11 protein-coding genes are annotated in these 24,032 nt (G+C 37.5%); 9 read left to right on the top strand and 2 right to left on the bottom strand.

The features are described from left to right. Positions 1 to 111: 111 nt before the first annotated feature. Together dnaE and ACFQ0R_RS03270 are read left to right on the top strand one after the other, a co-directional pair. Positions 112 to 4,476, top strand: coding sequence for a DNA polymerase III subunit alpha (dnaE, locus tag ACFQ0R_RS03275; RefSeq protein WP_379656945.1), 4,365 nt, complete (start codon positions 112 to 114; stop codon positions 4,474 to 4,476). 347 nt (positions 4,477 to 4,823) lie between these two features. Next, entirely contained in the window at positions 4,824 to 10,718 is a 5,895-nt protein-coding gene (locus ACFQ0R_RS03270; protein ID WP_379656944.1) for a beta strand repeat-containing protein, read from the top strand. Between the two features lie 108 nt (positions 10,719 to 10,826). Here ACFQ0R_RS03270 and ACFQ0R_RS03265 read toward each other — a convergent pair whose 3' ends face one another. Next, positions 10,827 to 11,246 carry a CBS domain-containing protein gene (locus ACFQ0R_RS03265; RefSeq protein ID WP_379656943.1) on the bottom strand — a complete coding sequence of 140 codons (420 nt, stop codon included), beginning with the start codon at positions 11,244 to 11,246 and terminating at the stop codon, positions 10,827 to 10,829. Between the two features lie 1,193 nt (positions 11,247 to 12,439). Here ACFQ0R_RS03265 and ACFQ0R_RS03260 point away from each other — a divergent pair. The 3 genes from ACFQ0R_RS03260 to ACFQ0R_RS03250 are packed head-to-tail and all read left to right on the top strand — an operon-like array spanning position 12,440 to position 13,639. Beyond that, the gene (locus ACFQ0R_RS03260; RefSeq protein WP_379656942.1) at positions 12,440 to 12,916 is read left to right on the top strand and encodes a DUF2975 domain-containing protein; all 477 of its coding nucleotides are present in this window, start codon (positions 12,440 to 12,442) and stop codon (positions 12,914 to 12,916) included. A gap of 10 nt (positions 12,917 to 12,926) precedes the next feature. Beyond that, positions 12,927 to 13,427 (top strand): hypothetical protein, encoded by a 501-nt coding sequence (locus ACFQ0R_RS03255; protein ID WP_379656941.1) that lies wholly within the window; start codon positions 12,927 to 12,929, stop codon positions 13,425 to 13,427. 2 nt (positions 13,428 to 13,429) lie between these two features. After that, complete coding sequence (locus ACFQ0R_RS03250; protein WP_379656940.1) at positions 13,430 to 13,639, top strand: helix-turn-helix domain-containing protein; 210 nt, start codon at positions 13,430 to 13,432, stop codon at positions 13,637 to 13,639. 553 nt (positions 13,640 to 14,192) lie between these two features. On the opposite strand, the gene ACFQ0R_RS03245 is transcribed toward ACFQ0R_RS03250, so the two are convergent. Further along, positions 14,193 to 16,526, bottom strand: a complete 2,334-nt coding sequence (locus tag ACFQ0R_RS03245) for a zinc-dependent metalloprotease (RefSeq protein ID WP_379656939.1) — start codon at positions 16,524 to 16,526, stop codon at positions 14,193 to 14,195. 1,889 nt (positions 16,527 to 18,415) lie between these two features. On the opposite strand from ACFQ0R_RS03245, the gene ACFQ0R_RS03240 reads away from it, so the two are divergent. From ACFQ0R_RS03240 to ACFQ0R_RS03225, 4 genes are all read left to right on the top strand, one after another. After that, positions 18,416 to 19,828, top strand: a complete 1,413-nt coding sequence (locus ACFQ0R_RS03240; protein ID WP_379656938.1) for a UDP-glucose 6-dehydrogenase — start codon at positions 18,416 to 18,418, stop codon at positions 19,826 to 19,828. Between the two features lie 444 nt (positions 19,829 to 20,272). Next, entirely contained in the window at positions 20,273 to 21,796 is a 1,524-nt protein-coding gene (locus tag ACFQ0R_RS03235; protein ID WP_379656937.1) for an MATE family efflux transporter, read from the top strand. Between the two features lie 50 nt (positions 21,797 to 21,846). Further along, positions 21,847 to 23,058 carry a polysaccharide pyruvyl transferase family protein gene (locus tag ACFQ0R_RS03230; protein ID WP_379656936.1) on the top strand — a complete coding sequence of 404 codons (1,212 nt, stop codon included), beginning with the start codon at positions 21,847 to 21,849 and terminating at the stop codon, positions 23,056 to 23,058. Then, positions 23,051 to 24,031 carry a glycosyltransferase family 2 protein gene (locus ACFQ0R_RS03225; protein WP_379656935.1) on the top strand — a complete coding sequence of 327 codons (981 nt, stop codon included), beginning with the start codon at positions 23,051 to 23,053 and terminating at the stop codon, positions 24,029 to 24,031. Before ACFQ0R_RS03230 ends, ACFQ0R_RS03225 begins: the two co-directional genes overlap by 8 nt. Position 24,032: the final 1 nt, after the last annotated feature.

Raw genomic sequence — 24,032 nt, 5'->3', positions numbered from 1 at the left:
GAGGCTGAAAGCTTACTCTCTAAAAACATCTAATTTTGCTGAGACAAATTCCGAAGAAATCCTCATTTAACTTTTGTTTTTTGCTAATTTTATAATCCAAAATTTTGCCCCATGTACATCATTTTTGATACTGAAACCACTGGCTTACCTAAGCGCTGGAATGCTCCTATGACTGACACTGATAACTGGCCAAGAGCGATACAGATCGCCTGGCAAGTCCACGATGAGTGGGGGAATTTGGTGGAGGCTAAGGATTATCTGGTGCGTCCGGATGGTTTTGATATTCCGTATGATGCCGAGCGGATTCATGGGATTTCCACGGCTTTGGCTCAGGAAAAGGGAGAGTCGCTGGAGTTTGTTTTAGGAGAGTTCAATGAAGCCCTTTTGAAATCCAAATTTGTTGTCGGGCAGAATGTTGGTTTTGATGTGAATGTGATGGGCGCTGAGTTTCATAGAGCTCAGTTCGAGACCCCAATGACTGCCATGCCTGTTTTGGATACCTGTACCGAAAAAACAGCGACACTGTGTAAAATACCCGGAGGTCGTGGGGGGAAATTTAAACTGCCGACGCTTACAGAATTACACGAACATTTGTTTGGTGAGCCTTTTAGTGAAGCGCACAATGCTACTGCCGATGTGGAAGCGACGACGCGTTGTTTTCTGGAACTAATACGCATCGGAAACTACACTGAAAAAGAACTTCAGGCGCAACCTGGCTACTTACGGGATTTTAAAGCTAAACATCCACAACCTATTGATAAGGTTGGGTTGAACCACATCAATCTAAAAAAAGCCTCTGCTAAGCTTAAACAGAAACAAGAGGCAAAATCAGATGACCAAAAACCCTCCAAAGCTGAGCTTGATGAAAATCTGGAACAGCTCCAGGAGTCGAGTTTTGTACATCTGCATAACCATACGCAGTTTTCGGTATTACAATCGACAACTTCAGTCCCGGATCTTGTTGCTGCAGCAGCAAAACATAATATGCCGGCGGTGGCGATTACAGATCACGCTAACATGATGGGGGCGTTTCACTTTGTGAATGCCGTCAAAAAACACAATGCGTCGGTGGCTTCTGAAGAAGGGGAAAGTTCCTCTCAGCCTATTAAACCGATTATTGGATGTGAATTTTTTGTGTGTGAAGATCATTTGGATAAGTCTCATAAAGACAATGGATACCAAATGGTGATTTTGGCTAAAAATAAAAATGGCTATCACAACCTGGCAAAAATGTCATCAATTGGATTTACCAAAGGCTTTTACTATTTGCCACGAATCGATAAAAAAGTCATTGAAACTTACAAAGAGGATTTGATCGTATTATCGGGAAGTTTGTATGGTGAAATCGCCAGTAAAATTTTGAATCTTGGAGAAAATCAGGCGGAAGAAGCTCTGCTATGGTGGAAAGAAACTTTTGGGGATGATTTTTATTTGGAAATCATGCGTCACCAACAGGAAGATGAAGAGCGTGCCAATGAAGCCTTGACTCGTCTGGCTCAGAAGCATGAGGTCAATCTGGTGGCGACCAACAATACGTATTACGCCGACCAAAAAGATGCCAATGCTCACGATATTTTGTTGTGTGTAAAGGACGGTGAAAAACAGGCAACGCCAATAGGGCGAGGTCGAGGTTATCGCTATGGTTTGCCAAACGATCAATATTATTTCAAGTCGGCGGAGGAGATGAAATCTTTGTTTAAAGATTTACCTGAAGCCATTTCCAATACTGAAAAAATTTCAGAAAAGATAGAAGCTTATGAGTTGGCCAGGGAAGTCTTGCTGCCAGCTTTTGAAATCCCGGAACAATTTCTCGATGATAAAGACAATGAAGATGGAGGCAAGCGTGGTGAAAATGCCTATTTAAAACATCTTACGTTTGAAGGGGCTAAAGAGCGATACGGGGATTTCAGTGACGAAATTAAAGAGCGATTGGAATTTGAATTGTCGGTAATTGCCAATACAGGTTATCCCGGGTATTTCCTGATTGTGGAAGACTTCATTCGGGAAGCTCGAAAAATGGGCGTTTCTGTCGGTCCTGGCCGAGGATCGGCGGCGGGTAGTGCCGTAGCTTACTGTTTAAAGATTACCAACATCGACCCCGTCAAATACGACTTGCTTTTTGAGCGGTTTTTGAATCCTGAACGTGTGAGCATGCCCGATATTGATATTGATTTTGATGATGAAGGACGAAGCAAGGTCATGGATTATGTGATTGATAAATACGGAGAAAATCAGGTGGCTCAGATTATCACCTACGGAACGATGGCGGCCAAGTCAGCGATACGAGACACCGCAAGAGTTTTAGATTTGCCGCTTTACGAAGCCGATCGGATAGCGAAATTGATCCCAGACATGTCCAAGTTGGGCAAGATCTTCGGCATGAATGAGAAAGAAATTCGGAAGAAATTCAGGGCAGAAGAAGTAGATAAAGTTTTAGAACTGGTAAGTCTTTCAGAACAGGATTCTCCTGAGGCGGAGACGGTCAACCAGGCCAGAATTTTGGAAGGCTCAGTAAGAAATACAGGGATTCATGCCTGTGGAGTGATTATTACGCCCGATGATATCACCAAATTTGTCCCGGTTTCTGTAGCCAAAGATTCCAATTTGTACGTCACTCAGTTTGACAACTCGGTGGTAGAAGATGCAGGTCTGCTGAAAATGGACTTTTTGGGCTTAAAGACACTAACTCTGATTAAAGATACCGTCGAAATTGTAAAAGCACGTCATGATCTAGACTTGGATCCTGAAGCTTTTCCTCTTGATGATGAAAAGACCTACGAGCTCTTCCAGCGTGGAGAAACTGTTGGGATCTTTCAGTATGAGTCGCCTGGGATGCAGAAGCATATGAAGGATTTGAAACCAACGGTTTTTGAGGATTTGATTGCGATGAATGCGCTTTACAGACCTGGGCCGATGGAATATATTCCGAGTTTCATTAAACGTAAACATGGTGAAGAGGAGATTTCTTACGATTTACCTGAAATGAAAGAATACCTGGAAGAAACTTACGGGATCACGGTGTATCAGGAGCAGGTGATGCTGCTGTCGCAGAAGTTGGCCAGTTTTACCAAAGGTGAGGCGGATATCCTTCGTAAAGCCATGGGTAAAAAGCTGAAGGACGTGCTGGCCAAACTCAAACCCAAATTCATCAATCAGGCGAAAGACAATGGTCACGACGAAGAGAAGTTAGAGAAAATATGGAAAGACTGGGAAGCCTTTGCGAGTTATGCTTTCAACAAATCCCACTCGACTTGTTATGCGTTTATCGCTTACCAAACCGCTTATCTCAAAGCCCATTACCCAGCGGAATATATGGCAGCAGTACTTTCCAATAACATGAGTGACATCAAAAAAGTCACCTTCTTTATGGAAGAATGCAAGCGTATGGATTTACCCGTTTTGGGGCCGGACGTGAATGAATCTTACTATAAATTTTCAGTGAACAAAGACAATGCCGTACGTTTCGGAATGGGAGCTATCAAAGGTGTTGGCGGTGGAGCTGTAAACACTATTGTGGAGATTAGAAAAAAAGAAGGTCATTACTTATCGATTTTTGACTTAGCTAAACGCATTGATTTGCGAGCAGCCAATAAAAAAGCATTTGAAAGTCTGGCTTATGCAGGAGCGTTTGATAGTCTTGGAGAAGTGCATCGCGCTCAGTATTTTCAAGTCACCGAAGGGGAATTGACGTTTTTGGAAAAGGTGATAAAATACGCAGCAAGGTATCAGGAAAATAAAAATTCTGCGCAGGTGAGTTTATTTGGTGAATCCAGTGATGTACAAATCCCGGAACCTGAAGTCCCGCCTTGCGAGCCCTGGCACACTATGCGAACGCTAAAGGCTGAAAAAGAAGTGGTCGGTTTATTTTTATCGGGTCATCCCCTGGATGATTTTAAATTGGAAATCAAGTCATTTTGCAATTCAAATCTTAGAGATATGGCTCATATCGAAGATAATTTAAATAAAGAAATCAGCTTGGCTGGTGTGGTGACCGATGTGAATCACAGAGTCAGTAAAACTGGTAAAGGCTTTGCGACTTTTGTGCTCGAAGATTATAACGAAAGCCACGAATTCTGGATTTTTGGAGAGGAATATTTGAAGTACAGGCACTTTTTGATTCAGGATAATTTTGTGCACGTGAAGCTGAAAGCCACACAATTCATGAATAGAGAAACGGGTGAGCCCGGACGAACGAGAATAGGCTTTTTAGGATTCAAACAACTCCAGGATGTGCTAAAAGAAAACGCCAAAAAGCTGACCATTCAAATGGATGTTGCAGACTTAACTGAATCACAGGTCCTGGCCATGCAGGATTTATTATCAAACTATACTGGAGATCATATTCTGAATTTTGTCGTGTATGAAATGAAGAACAAAATCAAAATCCACATGCCAAGTAAGTCTAAGAAGGTGAATATTTGTAACGAATTGATATCAGAACTGGAACAGCAAAAGATCAGTTTTAAACTGAATTAAGTGGTTGGAATCCTGATGAATAAGCAATATTATAAACGCTAGTGATGTCAACGCAATAATTAGGTCGGTTAGAGAGGAATTAAGACTTTTTATCAGCCAGGAAAATTTACATTGCCTCCCGACTTTGGTCTAGCCAAAGCGCTGTAGAAGTGCTCAGGGAGGCATCGGTCATGATTAGCATATACCTTAAAAATCTAAGGTAAATTGCGCTACAGTTTATTGAAAATTGCTTAATTTTCATTTTATTGCTTCATTAATCTGATTTTGAAATAGATAAGAGCTTAATTTGAAGACTGTTCCATATTCTCAACTCTATTTTTTATATATTTGGACCAAATACATCCTTTATGAAAACACTATTACATCCTAGGCTCTTAGGACTTTTACTCATCTTCCTATTTGCTACCCAATCCAATTATGCTCAAGACGTGATCCACTGTTGGGATTTTAATACTCCTACTGGTGTAGTAAGTGATCAATATCCTTCAGAAATAAATACAGCTAACAGAGTCTCTGGAAATGGGACTATATCTCATATTCTTAATACTACTTCAAAGTTTATTGGTTCTCTAACTAATGCCTGTTCAGGTAGTGCTCCAGGTGATGCTTTTTCAGTTCAAAGAAGTACTTTAGGTACAGATGGAAATACAGGCAAAACTGTTGATTTTAAATTTTCTTCGGAAGGATATGAAAATTTGACTTTTTCTTTTTGGTCTAGAAGAACTCTTAATGGCTTTGATAATAATCAAATTCAATATTCAGTTGATGGTACAAACTTTACAACTGTAGATAGTTATAGTCCTCCAAATTCAACAAGTGGACAATTATTCTCTTATGACTTGTCTACTATCTCTACAGATGTTAATGACGAATCTCAATTGGTGATTAGGATAACTTTTGGATATACAGACGGCAATATTGGCTCAGCGACTGGAAACAACAGAATTGATAACGTCAAGCTTGAAGGTGACTTTCTTTATGATGATGATTCTGTTGTCCTTGAGCCGGGTACTCAATCGCCATCAAAAACCATAACAGCTGCTGATGTGACAGATCCGACTCAGTCTGAAGAAATATTCAAATTCAAAATTCAAGATCCTGGAACCAATGATAATCTAGATACAGATGTGAGTCAAATGAGATTTGTTCCTGGCCCGAACAATACGGCAAGCTGGTCTACAACGCTTAAAGATGTAATTATAAAAGATGCCGGAGGAGTTGAAATTTCAGGCACTTCTACAATTTCAGATACTGAGGTAATATTCACCCCAGCCACTGCTGTAAAAGTTACAGATGGTGCGATTCTGGATTTTTCGGCTGATATTGTCTTAGAAACGACTGGAATTATTGATCAAAGCAATATCCAATTTCAAGTAGAAGGTGATAATTCTGGATTCACTGCTCTGCCTTCGGGATCGGCTTTTGGTTCTTCTTTTGTTGATGTCATTGGTAATTTAATGACAATCGACGTTGTAGCTTCTGATATTGCTTTCTTACAAGAACCTACAGACGTCAATCTTTTTGCAATCATGCAGCCCGATGTACAAGTCGAATTTGTCGACGTAAATGGCAATAGAGACCTTGATATTATAGATGCTGTTTCAATTTCTTCCTCTGGAGATTTAGATGGAGATCCTGTTTCTGTAACTGCTAATGATGGAGTGGCGACATTTTCAAATTTGGTACATTCTACTGCAGGAACTAATCTAGCATTAACTGCTACTACTGCAGATCCTTATTCAGCTTTAAGTGTATTCTTTGATGTTATTGCCAACGATCAAACCTCAGAAGTGGTTGCAACCGATCCAATAAATGAAGTTCCATCGACGACCATTACTGCTAATAATTCCACGACATTAGGTGCTGGTGAGCCAGTCTTCAGTTTTGATATTTCAGACTCTGGAAGTGGAGATGGTTTGTCAACAATAGTGAATCAAATGCGATTTGTTCCGGGAACAGGCAATACTGCAAATTGGTCAACTACACTTCAAGAAGTCATTGTAAATGATAATTCAGGTCAGCGAATACAAGGAAGTTACTCTATTTCTGACACCGAGATTATTTTTACACCAGCTTCACCTGTAGTTGTTGCTGATAATTCAACTTCAAATTTTTCAGTTGACATTGTTTTAAACGAGACTGGAATTATCGATCAAAGTGTCATTCAGCTTCAGGTGGATGGAACAGATTCTGGTTTTACAGCAGATTTTTCAGGTTCATTGTTTAGTTCTTTATTTTCTGATGGAGACGTTGAAGGAAATGAAATTACTATAGACGTAATAGCTTCACAGCTCGCCTTTTTACAACAGCCTACAGATGTAGAGGTCAATGCATTTATCGCGCCAGCGGTAAGAGTAGGTTATGTCGATGAAAATGGAAATGTAGATACATCTATTACAACAGATATAACTTTAACTTCATCTGGAGGAAACTTGGTTAACCCACTTGGATCTTTTCCTGCAGTGGAGGGTGTGGTGACCTTTCCAAATATAGGTTATTCTGCAGAGGCTACAGGTCTAACTTTAACGGCAGAAACGGCTCAAACTTTAATCAGCCCAAACTCAATTACAAGCGTTCCTTTTGATGTAGGTCGTCCTGTGATTGCCATTCAGGATTTTGATAACAACCAACCAGAATGGCTTTATACAACCAGCATACCTGCTTTTGATGATGGATGGGGTACGGACTATTTTGGAGTGATTAATAGTGATGATGCTCTTCCATTGTCTAGTGGAAGTTTTATAAATAATATTTTTGGCGAAAATGACTTAAATTCTTCAAATGGTACTTCAGGCTTTGCATCTTTGAATTTTGTTACCGTTGATGTTTCCGGTTTTACAGACGTAGAGCTTAGCTTTGATTGGGAAGTCGTAGGTTACAATGTCAGTGAAGATGAAATAGAATATCAAGTTTTTCATGATGGAATATTACAACCACGTGTCGATCTCTTCACTGGAAGTGAACTAACTTCAGACGGATCTGGAAATGAATTGATTGAAATTCCAAATACAGTATCTGAAGTATCATTTCGCTACTATATTAAAAACGATGGAGCTGAAGGTTATTCTGGTTTAGACAATGTAAAACTTACAGGTAACTCCAATGCCAGGGATACTGATATTATTGAGCCTGTAGTAGCAGGTCAGGTTCCTGCGGGAACTCTTGTCGCAGATGTAAATGATGAGTTAGCTGAGGCAGTTGAGGTGTTTAGTTTTGAAGTAGTAGATTCTGGAAATTTTGATAATCTTCCAACGAATATCACAAGATTAAGATTTGTACCTGGCACGAATAATACAGCTAACTGGGCAGAGGTAATTGAAGGAATTTCGATTTCTGATGGTAGCGTGAATAGTTTGGATTTAGTAAAGACTGATGCTAACTTAACAATTACACCAACTGAAATTATAGTTGACATCACTTCAGATCCAGACGATGTGTTTGTTGTTGGCGATGCCAATTCTCAAGCATATACCTTAAGCTTGTTTTTAAATCAAACAGACATAATAGATCAAAAGGTCATTCAATTTGCTATTGCATCTGGCAATGAAAATCAGTTGGCCTCCAATGATGGCTCTATTTTTTCTAACAATATAACAGGTTTTGAAGGCAATGAATTTTTGATAGATGTCGTTGGTAACGGATTGGAATTCATTGTTCAGCCTACCAATACCTTGATCAATGAAAATATGTTCCCTATAGTTAGGGTTGCAAATACAGATGCTAACGGTAATCTTGACTTAGCTAGTGTTGGAGTGGGTGTTGAAGTTGCCTCTTCAGGAACGTTAACTGGTGATCCAATTACTAAAACTATAACTGCAGAGGGTTACGCGAATTTTAATCCACTTGTACACACAGCTTTAGGCTTTGATTTAACCTTAACTGCAAGTGCTAATGGATTTACAGGCATCACAAGTGATGAGTTTGATATAACTTATGAAAGCAATCTTTTAATTTCTGAGATAGCAGCAACAGATGGAAATACTCAGGTTATAAGAGATAATAGTAGGTTTGTCGAGCTATTCAATATGAGCGTTGAGCCGATCAACTTCAACGAAAAATCTTACTTTTTGCATAATGCAACTTCAGGGTTTAGTGTGGAACTAACTGGGACTTTAGCTCCAAAATCCTATTATATCATCAGCTTTGCAGATGCAACGGCTTTCGAAGATTTATACGGAGTGACAACAGATCTAGTAAGTACAGAAGTAGTCTCATCGAATGGGATAGATTCTTATTATCTATCTATTCAAAATTCAAGAGCTTCTTTAGTCGATGTTCATGGAGTTCCAGATGAGTCTGGGGGGAAGCCACTTTGGGAGTACACAGCCGGACGTTTTTATAGAAATATACCAAATGTGAGAAATTCTAATCCGGTTTATGATGAAGCAGGAGAATGGATAAAAGAACAAGTAATTGCAACTGCAGATGCAACTCCCGGTGTGGGGGATAATGATTTTGTTTACAGCAATGATACAGATGGATGGATTCCAGTTGGAATAGGAGAGTCCCCTGAAGGGTCTAGTGGTGGACTCAACGATGACAAAAGTATTTTTGTAGAGAATGGTACTGTTACTTTAACGGATGACAATCTGATTTCAGATGTGGTGGTTAGAGCAGGTGGTACATTAATCCTTAATAAAGCTATAACCTTAAATGGTGATTTTGCTAATTTTGGTAAAGTGATTTTTAGAAGTACTGTAAAAGAAACAGCAGCACTAGGCCCTTTTGACGGTAATAACAGAAAACTCGTAGGAAATAACTTTGAAATTGAACGTTATATTCCTAAAAACAATAGAGCCTATAGATATTTAGCGCCTTCTGTAACTACTTCTTTATCTCCAAAAGCTACTATCAATGCTAACTGGCAAGAAGGACAAAATAATACACAAACTGGTGATGGTAATAATAGCAATACACTAAACGGTTTCGGAACTCATATTACGGGCTCAACAACTGGAGAAAATGGGTTTGATGCAACTCTTACTGGCAATCCTTCTATGTTTGAATGGAACGCAAGTAACCAACAATGGAATTCTATACCTAATACAGATTTAAAAGGCTTCAATGTTGGTGAAGCTTATGCTATTTTAATTCGTGGTAGTAGAGAAACAACGCTTAATTCCAATACAGCAGTAGGACCATCAACTACCTTACGAACTACGGGTAGATTGGCTGTGGGATCAAGAAGTGCTCCAAATCTCTCATCAACTGTTGGTGAGTTCTCACTTATAGGGAATCCCTATCAAGCAAAAGTTGATATGGGAACTCTGCTTACAAGTGGTAATTCTGCTGGGCTTAGCTCTCAGTATGTTTATATCTATGATCCCACGTTAGGTTCGGTAGGAGGGTATGCGACAGTAGACTTAGGTGATGGGTCTGCCACGCCTGTAGGTTCAGATGCCAATCAGTTTTTGGATCCCAACCAAGCCTTTTTCGTTGAAACAGTTTCAGCCACTTCTACACCTATAGTATTTTTTAGAGAAAGTTATAAATCGACAGATGTTGCCAATAATGCAACCTTTAGAACTTCTGGAGAATTAACCAATCTTAATATCAATCTATATTACGACGAATTAGAAACAAAATCAGTAGACGCTGTAAAGGTCAAATTTAGAGAAGGGGGTAACAATGCTAAAGATACTTTAGATGCAACCAAGATTTGGAATTACGAAGAATCTTTTGCTATTAATAGACATCCAAACTATATGTCTATAGAGACGAGAGATATGCCTAAAGCTGAGGATAATGTACCACTTTACTTTGGAAATTCAACGCGTAGCAATTACCGTTTAGAAATAAAACCAGAAAACTTTACTGGAACTAAAGCGTATTTATATGACAGGTATTTGGAAACTTCAACAGAGTTGTCTTCAGATGTGACGACATCGGTTTCATTTGAGCTAGACAAGTCTATCCCTGCTTCCAGGGCTACTGATAGATTTGTGATCAAATTTGAAGAGGTATCGCTAAGCGATGATGATTTTGAATTGAATTCTTCTATAGCGGTATACCCAAACCCTGTAAGAGGGGAAAGTTTCAGTATTTCTCACCAGCAAGCCTTCAATGGAAATGAGGTAAGTTTAAAACTGTTTGACCTTCAAGGTCGATTGGTCCTGGATCAAAAGATCGACAATGCACCAAGAGTTGAAGTTAATGTAGGATCCGATTTATCTGCAGGGGTTTATATACTAAGCCTTTCAGATGGAAAAGCAAGTCAGTCAGTGAAGCTGATTGTGGAATAAATAAAGGTGAACTAGCAGACGGGTCAACGGTCTGCTAGTTGCCATTTATTAAGCTTTAATTTCTTAATAGCAGGCAACAGTAAACTGACAACTAATTACTATCAACTCCTACTTACACTTCGTATTATAATACCGAATCATATCTGTAGTAGTCACTATGCCTACCAATTTGTCATTTTCTAGTACTGGTAATGCATGAAAGTTTTTATTGATAAACAACTCTGCGGCATCTTCGATAGAGTCTGATGCATTGACAAAAGCTACTTGCTTAGACATCACTTGCTCCAATGTAAACATATCATACACTGTGGTTTCTACAGTGTCCCCGTCATCGTTGGCGGAGTCTGCAAACGAGATACGCAATAAGTCATTATAACTAAGCATACCTACAATCTTATCACCGCTTACAACAGGCAGGTGCCTGATCTTGTGGCTTTTGAATAAGGATTCTGCTTTTGTAAGTTGATCCTCTAGATTTAGTTTCACAAGATTTCGGGTCATCAATTTGTGAATGGGTGTCGTTTTCATGGCTTCTGAATTTTAATTCGTTATAAAGATGCATCAGATAAGCCGTTTATACCATGACGAAAATCATAATTTCACGAAATTGTTGAATCTGAAGACTTTACCGTTTATAGTCGTTAACAGTTTTCAGTTCATCGTGTAATGAGATATTAGTAAAATCGAGTAGTAGTTTTTATTCAAACTGGTAGAACTGGTCTATTGGGGCTGAGTCTGCCTGTATTTCCTTGTTAAAGGCAGGTATCCACTTTAGGCGGGTGTATCGAAGCTACATTTAGTTATAAGGACAGAGTTATCGGTGTCTGTTCGAGTGCTGATTTATGTCGATAGACTAAAATCAGTGTATCGAGAACTCGACCCAACTAAAGCAGAACTTGTCTACACTAAATCTTTTCTCAATAAACGCACTGAAAAAGCGTATTCCTTTAGATTAGTTTTTTACAAAACGATTAAATTATAAACGGAAAAGATCCACCACTCCACAACCATTAACTCCAACCCTAAAGGGAGTCTACTTACGTCAAGATTTCATTGCATGTCGAATTTAGAAACCTGGCCTACTTTTTATGTATCTAAAACAGTTGTCGGTTTCAGCACCTGACAGTAAAGTTGTGTGAAAGAATATGATAATTAATGTCATTTCGATACATCCTAACGAACCCTGTCGGAACACTAAATGACCGATTTAGACTGTGGCCTGCTGGCTGAGTGATTCGACGATAGGAGAATTGTATCGAAGCCATAAAAGCTGTAAATCAGTTGTCGATAAATCGTGATTTGTGTCTAGCGACTGGTTCTTCGTGTAATGGAGGAGTGATATAGTGGAAAATTTAAATCAATTAATAATTACTAATTTAAAATTTTTAATTCCTGAATCCACCAGTACATATTCTTGACTCTCGACACTTAATTCTCGACTCCTAACCATTCTATTATACAACTACCCGATGACGCGAATAACCAAAAGACTCACTCTCTTTGCCGACCAGCCAGGCTCGTCGAAGCAAAAGCTTTCCCAACGCTTAGGGATCGGAATGAAAACCCACCGCTACTAACGTCACGCTCGTTCAAATGAATATATACTGCAATGTGTTTTACAAAAAAGCACTTATGTATAATATTAAAAAAACAAGTTTAGTTATTGTTTTACAGTAACAAAAACTATATTTGTTATCGTAAAACAATAATCACCGATCTTGATGAAAACTATTTTACACACACTTTACCTTGGAGTTCAGGTTCTGCGTTTGGTCTTAAGTGCCTGTATTGTTACTCCGGTTGTTTTATTAATCACTGGCGCAGAAAGAATAAGAGAAACAAATCTTGAATCTGTTATTTTGTTCCTTCCAGTTTTTATATTTTGGGTGTTTGCTTTTATTTCTCTTAATCGAATTGTACCTGTAATAAAGCGTTGTAAACGGGGTGATTACTTTAACAAATCCAACGCGTCATCCGTACGATTTCTGGCTTATGTTCTCATTGTTTATGCGATAGGCATCCCTGTTCTGAAATTTATTTTGAAAGCTTTTGTACAAAACAGACTTGAACTCAGTTATGTATTTGACATAGAGTACGCCTTTGTCAGTCATCTGGCTTTAGGCCTAATTCTCCTACTACTTGCCAAAATTATCGACCGTGGCAGAGCCTTGGAAATCGATCATAAACTCACCATTTAAATTCTATTTTATGTTTAAAAAATCTAGCTTCAAACTCATTTTTGATATATTATTTATCCTGGTGGTTATCAATTCAATAGCTACTCTTATTATGATGTTTTTTGAAGGTTTTGATATAAGTCGCTCTAACTCTATTTATGAACCTAAAAGTGAATTTTCAACATCGCTTTATATTGGAGCCATCAATGAAATTATTTTTTTAGTGGCCTTTGTATTCGTCGCCTACCATTTGCGAAAAGCAGCCAAAATATTTATGCTGAATGCAGATTTCAAGTCTTTTAATCTTGCCAAACACCTTAAGCGTGGCGGGCAGTTTTTGGTTGTGATAGGAATTTGTCTGATGATTAAAAAAGCCTTTTTGAGCTATCATTTCGAGCTCACCAATCATTATTTCCAAAGCAATTCAGTTATTTATCTGCTTTTAGTGGTCCTTGGACTAAGTTTTATACGCTTAAGCAAAATGCTTAAGTTATCCATTCAGGCGAAACAGGATCAGGATTTAACGATATAATTATGTCTATTAAAATCAATTTAGATCAGGTCCTGGAAGAGCGTGACATGCAGTCAGTAGATCTGGCAAATGCCATTGGCATTACTAAGGCTAATTTGTCTATTCTGAAAACAGGCAAAGCTAAAGCTATTCGCTTTTCCACCCTGGAACGTATCTGCGAGGTATTGGATTGTCAGCCTGGAGACTTAATAAGTTATGAGGCTGAGGATTAAGTTTCAATTCAATTTCTGTATTCAAAATGACTCTAAAATTATCGTCAGTTTAAGTGATCTGTTTGTTGGTTAACAATTAGATTGTATCGAAAATGCTTTCGTAAAGCTTGTAAATGAAATAAAGCCTGAGGTCTTCGCGTTCATCACTCAGCCCTCGACTATACAACTACCCGATGACACGAATAACCAAACATTCCCTGACTGTGCCATCAGCCAGGCTCGTCGAAGCAAAAGCTTTCCCGACGCTTCAGGATCGGAATGACAACAATAAAAAAGAAGAAATTAAAAAAGCAAGGCGGTTACGCCTTGCTTTTCATTGGAACGGTCTCAAAATCAGATGAAATTTTGACAGTGTTAATTGGATTAGTTATGCAAATGTCAGTTATTAAAAAGACTTTGAGTTACGGTTCGACCGTACATTTACTACGGTCGAACCGTACAATTTTTTTAACATTTGCTTCCATATGAATTGATTTTTTATCAAAATATATCGGGTTCGTCCAGCGTATAATAATTCACTAGTCATAACTCACTGCCTATAGATAGTGGAATACTAGTCATCCAAAGCCTCTTCCAGCATCTTCATCATATAACCATAATGCGCTTTTAAAACTTTAGTGTTGGTATTCATTTTAGTTTTAAAGTTGGATAAAAGCTCATTTTGAAGTGACAGGCTATGACCTTTTAGCTCCAGAGCCAGGTCTTTGTCTTTCTCCAATTCGATCAACTGATGGACCAAATGCTTCTGTAACTCACGCTCCACCTGATCTGGCGTTGTTCTGGACGTTAGGATATCTTTTACCAAAGCATCAAGAAGCTCCTGAGGTGATAAACCATTTCCTGGTAGGGTAGAATGGGTGTCCCACATCCTGTTGAGTCGCTTTGCAATTGTAAGGCGATTGAGCACTCCTTTATTTATACTGATAAGGCTCTCCAGCTTTCCGCTTTCCGCAAACTTGGAAACCAAAGCTTCATCCACAAGCCAGTATTGTGGTGTCCATACATTATCGCTAATGAACTCCAGGGCATCTTGCTGCTTTGTTTTGTCTACAGCCTGGTATGGAATTCCCTCCTGACCTTTATGTAAAAGAGTTTCATGAACCCCGCCAACCATAGAAACTACATGATAAATATAGCGTCTGTACACACCCAGCATTTCGCCGTATAGCTCTTCCAGATTGTCAAAATCTTCCCCTTCAGAAGTTGTCCAGGAGTCGAGGTTCTTGGCCACAATCTTGAGGTTGCTCAGACCATAGGTACTTGCCTTAACAGAATTATCACCGATATCTTCCGTCTGTGCATTGGGATCGTTTCCTCTGCCGCCAAACATGTACATAGGATCTGTGCTGCGTTTGTCCACAAAGCTTTTCAGGATGTCCTTGTCCTGTTCCGGAGAGCTGTTTGGAAAATAACGGTAACCCCATTCAATGGCATAATCATCATAAGGCCCTAGTTTTCTTACAAAACGGATGTTTTTATCTCCAGGCTGCGCCACATAATTGTATCGGGCATAATCCATGATAGTCGCCGCAATTCCCATTTCCTGTGTGAAGCTTCCAGATCTTAACTGCTCTACATCATAAGCAGAACTCGCTTTCATGTTATGAGGTAACCCCAGGGCATGACCAACTTCGTGAGAAATCACACGGCGCATCATTTCACCGATTTCCTCTTCTGGCGTGTCGAGTGTTCTGGCTTTTGGATTGGCAGCACCGGTTTCCAAAAGGTAACGATTACGGTAAGATCTTAAATGATTATGATACCAGATGATATCCGATTCAATAATCTCACCAGTTCGCGGGTCAGAAACACTAGGTCCAACAGCATTTCGAGTTGTAGAGGCAACATACCTCACGGTAGAATAGCGTACATCTTCCGGACTGAAATCGGGATCTTCCTTTTTCGTTGGCGCTACTCTAGCCTGAATAGCATTTTTAAATCCTGCTTTTTCAAAAGCTGAATTCCAGTCTTCAATCCCCTGGATAAAATATTTTCTCCATTTTTCAGGAGTTGCGGGATCCAGGTAATACACAATCGGTTGCTTGGGCTCGGTGAGTTTACCTCTGGCATAAGCCTTTTCGTCTTTCGGTTCCAGTCTCCAGCGACGAATTAATCGTTCTTCGTCCGCCTTAAGCGCCTCAGAACTGTAATTGTATTTTCTCAAACCAAACCAGCCCACTCTCGAATCTTCATAGCGCACCTGCATTTTGTCCTCTGGCAAAGCGATGATGGAATGATTGATTTGAAACGTAAAGGTATTGGTAGAATTTCCTCTTGGCGGATTGCTGGTTGGGAAGGTAAGGGTGTGCGTAATTTCAGTATTTTCAGGAAAACTTTTCACCGAATTGATACGACTGCGCTTATCGTCTGCTTTCCCGATTTTATATTCTGATTTTAATCCGTCAGGAATAATGTTGAAGGAAGGTGAATCTGCATTGAAGAAGGAAGACACTTCAATGACGAAATCTTCTCCTTCTTCAGATTTGATCGGAAAGGAAGCCAAAATAGGGTTAAGGTTATTTTGAGCCACACTCAGACTGATGGGATCATCCTCATCGGCCACATTGGTCGTCAGAACCTGAACCAGATCTATCGATTTACCCACTTTCACAAAGTGAATCATTTGTTCAGAGGTTTTCGACCCCGCATTTCTGTAAGCCGAATAGTTAGCCGGTAACTGCTTAAGACGGGTCACCATGAGCAAATCCTTTTCCAGAATCTCTTCAGGAAATTTAAAGTAAAGCTTATCATCTTCAAAAAAAGTAGTGATCAGCCCTTCGCTTTTGGGCATTGTTTCTAAAATAGAATCTAAATCTTTAGTGTTTTTGTCCTGCGCCAAGCCCATCTGAAGGCTAAGTGCAAAGACAAGAAGTAATACGTATTTCATTTGTTGAGTTTTTTTTAAGACTAAAGATAAGGCTTAAAGTTTAAAATGGTAGGGAGTCAGAAGGCGTTGCCAGTTTTCGGTTGTCAGTTTGTAGAGTCCTGAATAGGGTTGACCAATATACTAGTTGAATAGTTCACTAACATAGCTATTATAGCAACTCAAGACCCTTTGACTAACCAACTATACGATGATACGAATATTCGATTACTCGAATCTTCGAAACGCTCAACTGAAAACAGAAAACAGACTCTTTTCCCAAACCCTAAAGGGAGCTTTTTACGTTAAGTTAATTAGTCCGTGAGTTTTTGAGTTAATGAGCTTTTTTAATTAAAAATTCTCAATTTAAAATTACGAGAAACGTCATTTCGATACATCCACCATAGGCGGACACTCAATGACCAATTTCAATTAATTTTTTAGAGCTTTTTAAAATTCAAAATGTTTAATTAATATCCAATGTAAAAAAACGGCCTACTTTTTATGGATGTAGTCAAAACAAGAAAGTGGTGATGGAAGGAAGAGGAACAGTGCCCTAGTGTAACGGTTGGCGCTGCGTGGAGGAAACACTTTCGTAGTTTTCAAAGACATAAAAATAAGCCTAGCGTTTTTTGATTCTTTTGGGCAATGCAAATCGAGGAACGAGATTCATGAACACTTAATCAGTAATAACTGGGGTGAACTAAAAAAGAATGGAAGCATTAATCACATCGAAAGCTTTTAAGTCATAAAATAAATTATAAATGACTAAGGCGGTGAACTTAAAAATGAAAACATTAACTTCATTTCGATACATCCGCCATAGGCGGACACTCAATGACCGACTTAAACTGGTGGCCGAGTGATCACGACATTTTGATTGGATCGTATCGAAGCCACAGTAGTTCATGAGTTTATGAGTCGGTTAGTTTGATAAAATTAATGCTTAAAAACGGTCAACTTATTTCAGTACCCCCCAAACGCTCAACTGTAAACAGAAAACAGTGAACCAGTCTACCAGTCAACCAGTATACCAGTCAATCAGTTCACTATTTAACTCTAGACTCCTTGACCCTCGACCCTCGACCCTTCGACTCTTGACCCTATGCTATACGAATACACGAATCCTCGAAAAACCGAAAACGAACAACTCTAAACTAACCAAAAATACTTTCCAATTCCTTTGGTTTTTTTTAAGAATTCTACCTTCTTTGCAAAACCAAATCTATATGCTACTTAACTATTGAAAAATTTATCCTATTTCTTCATGACTAAAGGCCAAATCGCAAGGCCAGCACTGACTTAGGATATCATTTTTCAACGTTGTAGTGATGTAGACAACGAGCTACGGTGCTCCCACTTATGGGACTCACCGTGGCGAAGCCGTTCCTGGAAGTGAGTATTGAGTGAAAGAGTTGTCCGTTGCCAGTTTACTGTTTATCGATAAAAAATTATCACTAGTGAAATTTATTTCTGAATTAAAAGATATGGCCTACTTTTTATGGATGTGAGAAACCGAAGAATGAGGTTCATGAACACTTAATCAATAGAAACGGGGGTGAACTAAAACAAGAAAGTGGTGAGGAAAGGCTGAAGGAGTAATGCACGAGTGAAACGGTTTGCGTTACGAGGTGGAACCACTTTTGTAGTTTTCAAAGACATAAAAATAAGCCTCCCCGATAGCTATCGGGGTTGTTGATTACTCCCGATGCTTCGGGATTGCGGCGATGAAATCGAGGTACGAGATTCACGAACACTTAAAACAATAAAGTCGCGGGTGAGCTACAAAAAGTAATGAAAGCTTCAATTTAAGAGATAACATTAAACTCAAAACTAAAAAAAGTAATCAGTTACTAATCACCAGTCACAAATCACTAGTCACTGAAACCTGTCAACCATAAACTAATAAAAAATTGAAAAACATAAAAAACATCTGTTGCATAGGAGCTGGTTACGTTGGGGGACCAACCATGTCAGTCATTGCACAAAAGAATCCACATATACAAGTGACCTGCGTAGATCTTAATGAAGCTCGGATCAGCGCCTGGAACGACGACAATTTAGATAATTTACCCATCTATGAGCCTGGACTGGCTGAGGTGGTGAAAGAAGCACGCGGGAGAAATCTTTTCTTTTCTACAGAAGTTGATGAAGCGATAGATAAAGCTGATATGATATTTATTTCGGTCAATACACCCACCAAAACCTACGGAGAAGGGAAAGGCAAAGCGGCTGACCTGAAGTATATCGAACTTTGTGCCCGACAAATTGCGCGGGTGGCTAAAGATGATAAGATCATCGTTGAGAAATCAACACTACCGGTTAAAACCGCAGAGGCTTTAAAGAGCATACTCCACAATACCGGTAACGGAGTCAGTTACCAGATTCTCTCCAATCCTGAGTTTCTTGCAGAAGGAACGGCCATACAAGATTTACAAAATGCCGATCGGGTGCTCATTGGCGGTGATGATACTGAAGAAGGACGGGAAGCCATGCAGCAGCTGGTTAATATTTATGCCAGTTGGTTGCCGAAAGAGCGTATTCTGACGACCAACGTCTGGTCTTCAGAATTATCCAAATTGGTGGCTAACGCCTTTTTGGCACAACGGGTATCGTCCATCAATGCGATCTCCGAGCTCTGTGAAGTCACCGGAGCAGACGTCTCTGAAGTAAGCCGTTCTATAGGCATGGACAGCCGTATTGGCTCCAAATTTCTGAAAGCCTCTGTGGGCTTTGGGGGCTCCTGTTTCCAAAAAGACATACTGAATTTAGTTTATATCGCAAGTTCGCTGGGTCTGCAGGAAGTCGCCGACTACTGGGAGCAGGTTATCCTTATGAACGACTACCAAAAGCACCGCTTTGCCAGGAAAATCGTAAAAACGCTGTATAATACGGTAGCTGACAAAAAAATTGCGTTTCTGGGCTGGGCATTTAAAAAAGACACCAACGATACCAGGGAGTCTGCAGCCATTTACGTGGCCGAAAAATTACTCCAGGAACAGGCCAACATCAGCATTTACGATCCCAAGGTGAAAAAAGAACAAATCATAACCGACCTGGAAAATCTGGGAACACTGGATCCGGAAGCTATCCATAAACGCATCACTGTAGTCAGTAATCCTTATGAAGCCATGAAAGAGGCCCATGCCGTAGCCATACTGACAGAATGGGACGAGTTTGCTGCTTACGACTGGCAAAAGGTATATCACAATATGATGAAGCCTGCTTTTGTATTTGATGGTCGGGGTATTTTAGACCTCAAAAATTTGACAAAAATCGGGTTTCAATTGTTTAGCCTTGGGAAAAGTAATACTGCAGTAAAGTGATATCAGTTTTTTGTGTAAGTGAAAAAGTTGAGCGTTGCCAGTTTACCGTTTATCGAAATGAAAAAAAAATTAAAATATCCAGTCACAAATCACTAGTCACTGACAACTGAAAACTGTTAACAATAAACCAATTAAAAAAATGAAAACCATCTTAGTAACAGGAGATGCAGGCTTTATTGGATACCATCTATCAAAAAACTTCTTGATATAGGTCATCAAGTGATTTGTTCAGGTATTATTCTGTCCAATTAAAAATTGATTGTTTAAAGGGGCTTGGAGTTAACGAAGTTTTTGAAGGCAAGTTAGTAAACAATAAAACCAATAAAGAAAAATTCAAGCTTATCAAATTAAATTTAAAGAAATGAAAATAACATTAAATAAGATAAATAATCATTAAAAATGTTACAATAAAAAGAATCAAGAAATTTAATATATACTATATCTGTGTTTGATAATAAGTTAATAGCTAAAAATACTATTTTCTTGTATGTAAGAATGTTGATTGTTTTAGTTGTATCTCTTTATACATCTAGAATAGTATTAATAGAACTTGGAGTTGAAGATTACGGTATTTATAGTGTTGTAGGTGGAGTTGTCATGTTTTTCGGTTTTCTCAACGGTGCAATGGTTGCAGGAACTCAAAGATTTTTATCTTTTGAAATTGGAAGGAATGACTTTTCCAGGCTTAAAGAAACTTTTAATGCAGCTTTATTAATACATATATTTCTTGCATTCACAATATTGATATTAGCAGAGACTGTTGGGCTTTGGTTCGTCCGGTTTTATTTAAAAATTCCTTCAAATCGTATTGACGCAGCATTATTTGTGTATCATTTTTCTGTGTTTTCTTTTGTCGTTTCTATCATTAAAGTTCCTTATAACGCAATTATTATAGCAAGAGAGCGCATGTATGCATTTGCTTACTTTGGCGTTTTTGAAATGGTTTTAAAGCTTATAGCTGTGTTTTTACTCATTTGGTTTTCATATGATAAACTGAAATTATATAGCTTTTTACTTTTTATAGTTTCGATTATCGTAGCTTTAGTTTACTTGATTTTCGCTAAACGTAATTTCAGCGAAACGAACTTTAAATTAATTCGGAAAAGACATATTTACAAAGAATTAATCAATTATTCAGGTTGGAACTTGCTTGGAAGTTTTTCTATGATTTCAAAAGGTCAAGGAATTAATATTCTTTCTAATATTTTTTTTGGTACAACTGTTAATGCAGCTTACGCCATTTCAAACCAAATTTATAATTCAGTTTACTCATTTGTCTCTAATTTCCAAATGGCTAGTAATCCACAAATAATCTCAAATTATGCTTCAGGGAATATATATGACATGCTTGATTTAGTTAGAAGAACTTCAAAATTTTCTTTTTATTTGATTTTTATTTTGACATTACCATTTATTTTAGAAATTAAATTTATACTTAATTTGTGGCTTGACGTTGTGCCTGAATATACAGTTATTTTTACAATATTGATTTTAATGAATTCATGGATTGATTCTTTCTCAAGTCCTTTAGTTACTTTAATACAGGCTACAGGGAGAATCAAATTTTATCAGATTTTTATAGCTACAATTTTCACATTGAATGTTCCAATTGCTTACCTGCTCTTTAAATTTGGATTTCCGCCTGAATCAGCATTTATAAGTATTATATTCATCAATTTTGTAGCACTTGGTACCAGGTTAATCTTTGTTAAAAAGAATGTGCCAGAATTTTCAATCCTAGAGTTTTTAAAAGATATATTATGGAGAAATATACCAGTAATTTTGCTTTCAGCTTCTATTCCAATTATTTTTAAATCAATTTTTGAATCAAACAGTTTATTTCAGACGCTTATAAATATGCTTATTTCATTTATACTGAGTATGACTTTCGTGTATTTTATAGGCCTTAAAAATAATGAGAGAAAGTTTGTTAAATCCCTGCTTATAAATTTCATCAATAAAAATTAAAATTTTAACACAAAATATCTTAGAATCAAAAGACTTTAAAAAACCAGAATATGAATAAAAGCATAAAAGTTGTGGGGCAGCCTATGTATAACATTGGTGATCTCGCAGCATTTAAATCATTAAATCAACTTTTGAAAGAAAAATTTGAAGCAGAAATACAATATTCCGTTTTGAGTAGTAGAAAGATAGATTTAGAATTCACTAAAGATAGTGAGATATCCTTCTTAAGCGACATTCCAGTCGTTAGTAAATACGAAAAATTGTTAGCGATTCTAAGTCCAAAATTATTAAAATTCCTTTCAATTCTATTTCCTAAATTAAAAGAGAAATATAAAGTTTTATTAAAGCCTGATTTTCTTCTTTTTGCGCCAGGAGGTTTGGAACTCGGTCTGTATAAAGAATGGGATTATTTGTGGATGATGTCAATCTTTGTAGCGTTCAAAAAGAATTTTGGTATTTACTCTAGATCAATAGGTGATTTTCAAGACAAAACTTTTTTAGACTCTTTTTTTAAAAGAAAGGTTGTAAAGTACTTGAAATACTCAAAATTTAATGGTTTGAGAGATCAAAGGAGCCAGACAGAGGCTAAGTATTTAGGAATACCTTTTTATCCTTCTATAGATGTTGTATTTTCAAACATTCCTGATTATGAAAATATTGATAAAGAAATATTAATCGAACATTATGGGAGTAATTACATGGTATTTACACCTTCTGCATTTGAATGGCATCCAAGATTTTCAAATTATTCTTCAGAAACATTTGTGGAATTATATTTAGAAATAATAAATATTATTATAGAAAAGACAGATTTTGATATTGTAATGTTACCACATATATATAAAGATAATAAGGACACCGATTATTTTAATTCTTTAAAGAGTAAGTGCAGTAATCCGAAACGTATATATATATTAGAAAATAATCCCGATTCAGATTTATATCAATACATAATAAGTAAATCAAAATTTACAGTCGTGTCCAGGTTGCACCAGACTATTTTTTCCATCAATAATCATACTCCTTTTTTATCGATAAGCTATGAACACAAGATGGAAGATATGATGAAGATTTTAGACCTGGATGATTATGTCGTAAGATTGCAAGACATACTTGATGGGAAAATTGATATATCCAAGACATTGCATTCTTTTTTACTAGATGAGTTTGATCAGAATAGACTTATTGAAGCTCAGACAAAAGCAAATCAAATTGCTTTAAATAGCTTTGAAAAATTATCGCAAAGAATATCTGATGTTTGAAAGTATGGTTTCTGTTATTATACCTAACTATAATCACTTTGAGTATTTAACACAGAGAATAGATAGTGTTATATCACAAACATATAATAACATTGAGATTATTATTCTCGATGATTGCTCTTTAGACAATAGCCGAGATATTATTGAACAATATAAAAATCATCCTAAAGTATCTACTGTTGTTTATAATAAGGAGAATAGTGGTTCAGTGTTCAGGCAATGGACTAAGGGAATTAAACTAGCGAAAGGGGAATACATCTGGATTGCCGAAAGCGATGATTTTGCTGAGCCGGAATTGCTATCTAAAATGATCCCTGTCTTGGACCAGGATAAAGAAATAGGACTAATTTATTGTAATTCGAATGTCATTTACGATAAAAATAATGCAAATAAAAGATTATACACACTAAATGATTTGAGAAGATATATGTTTAAAACACCTACTTGGGATAGCTCGTTTATCATGGATGGGAAACTGTTTTTACAAAAATATCTTAGTAAAAAATGCGTTATAAATAATGCAAGTGCAGTCGTGATGAGAAAGGATGCACTAGATTTAGCTAACGTTAATTTAGAACAATTTAGATATGCAGGTGATTGGGCTGCTTATAATAATATTTCAATGAACTTCAAGATTGCATTCATAAACGAAACGTTATCGAATTATAGAGACCATGTATCCAATACTTCCAAGAAAGCATTTATCAATCATAAAATAAATTATGAGAATTACAGTATTATAAGTAAATACTATAATTATTTACTTAAAAATAAAAGTTCCACTGTCAAATATATTTATAGCGTTCGTAAGTCTTTTTTACCACTATTAATAAGGAGTAAAGACCGGAAAGAGATATATAAGAGATATAAATCAATCAACTCTAAAATGATTAACAAGGCGCTTATTTTCTTGCCTCAAGTTATGATTGAAACTTATATAAGCCGTTTATTAAATAAATATGTTAGGAAATAAA

It is taken from the genome of Psychroflexus salinarum (genome assembly GCF_042677225.1).
In the GTDB taxonomy this organism is placed as follows: domain Bacteria; phylum Bacteroidota; class Bacteroidia; order Flavobacteriales; family Flavobacteriaceae; genus Psychroflexus; species Psychroflexus salinarum.
Note: the sequence above shows the minus strand (reverse complement) of the source record. Positions and strands in the feature narration are given on the sequence as shown.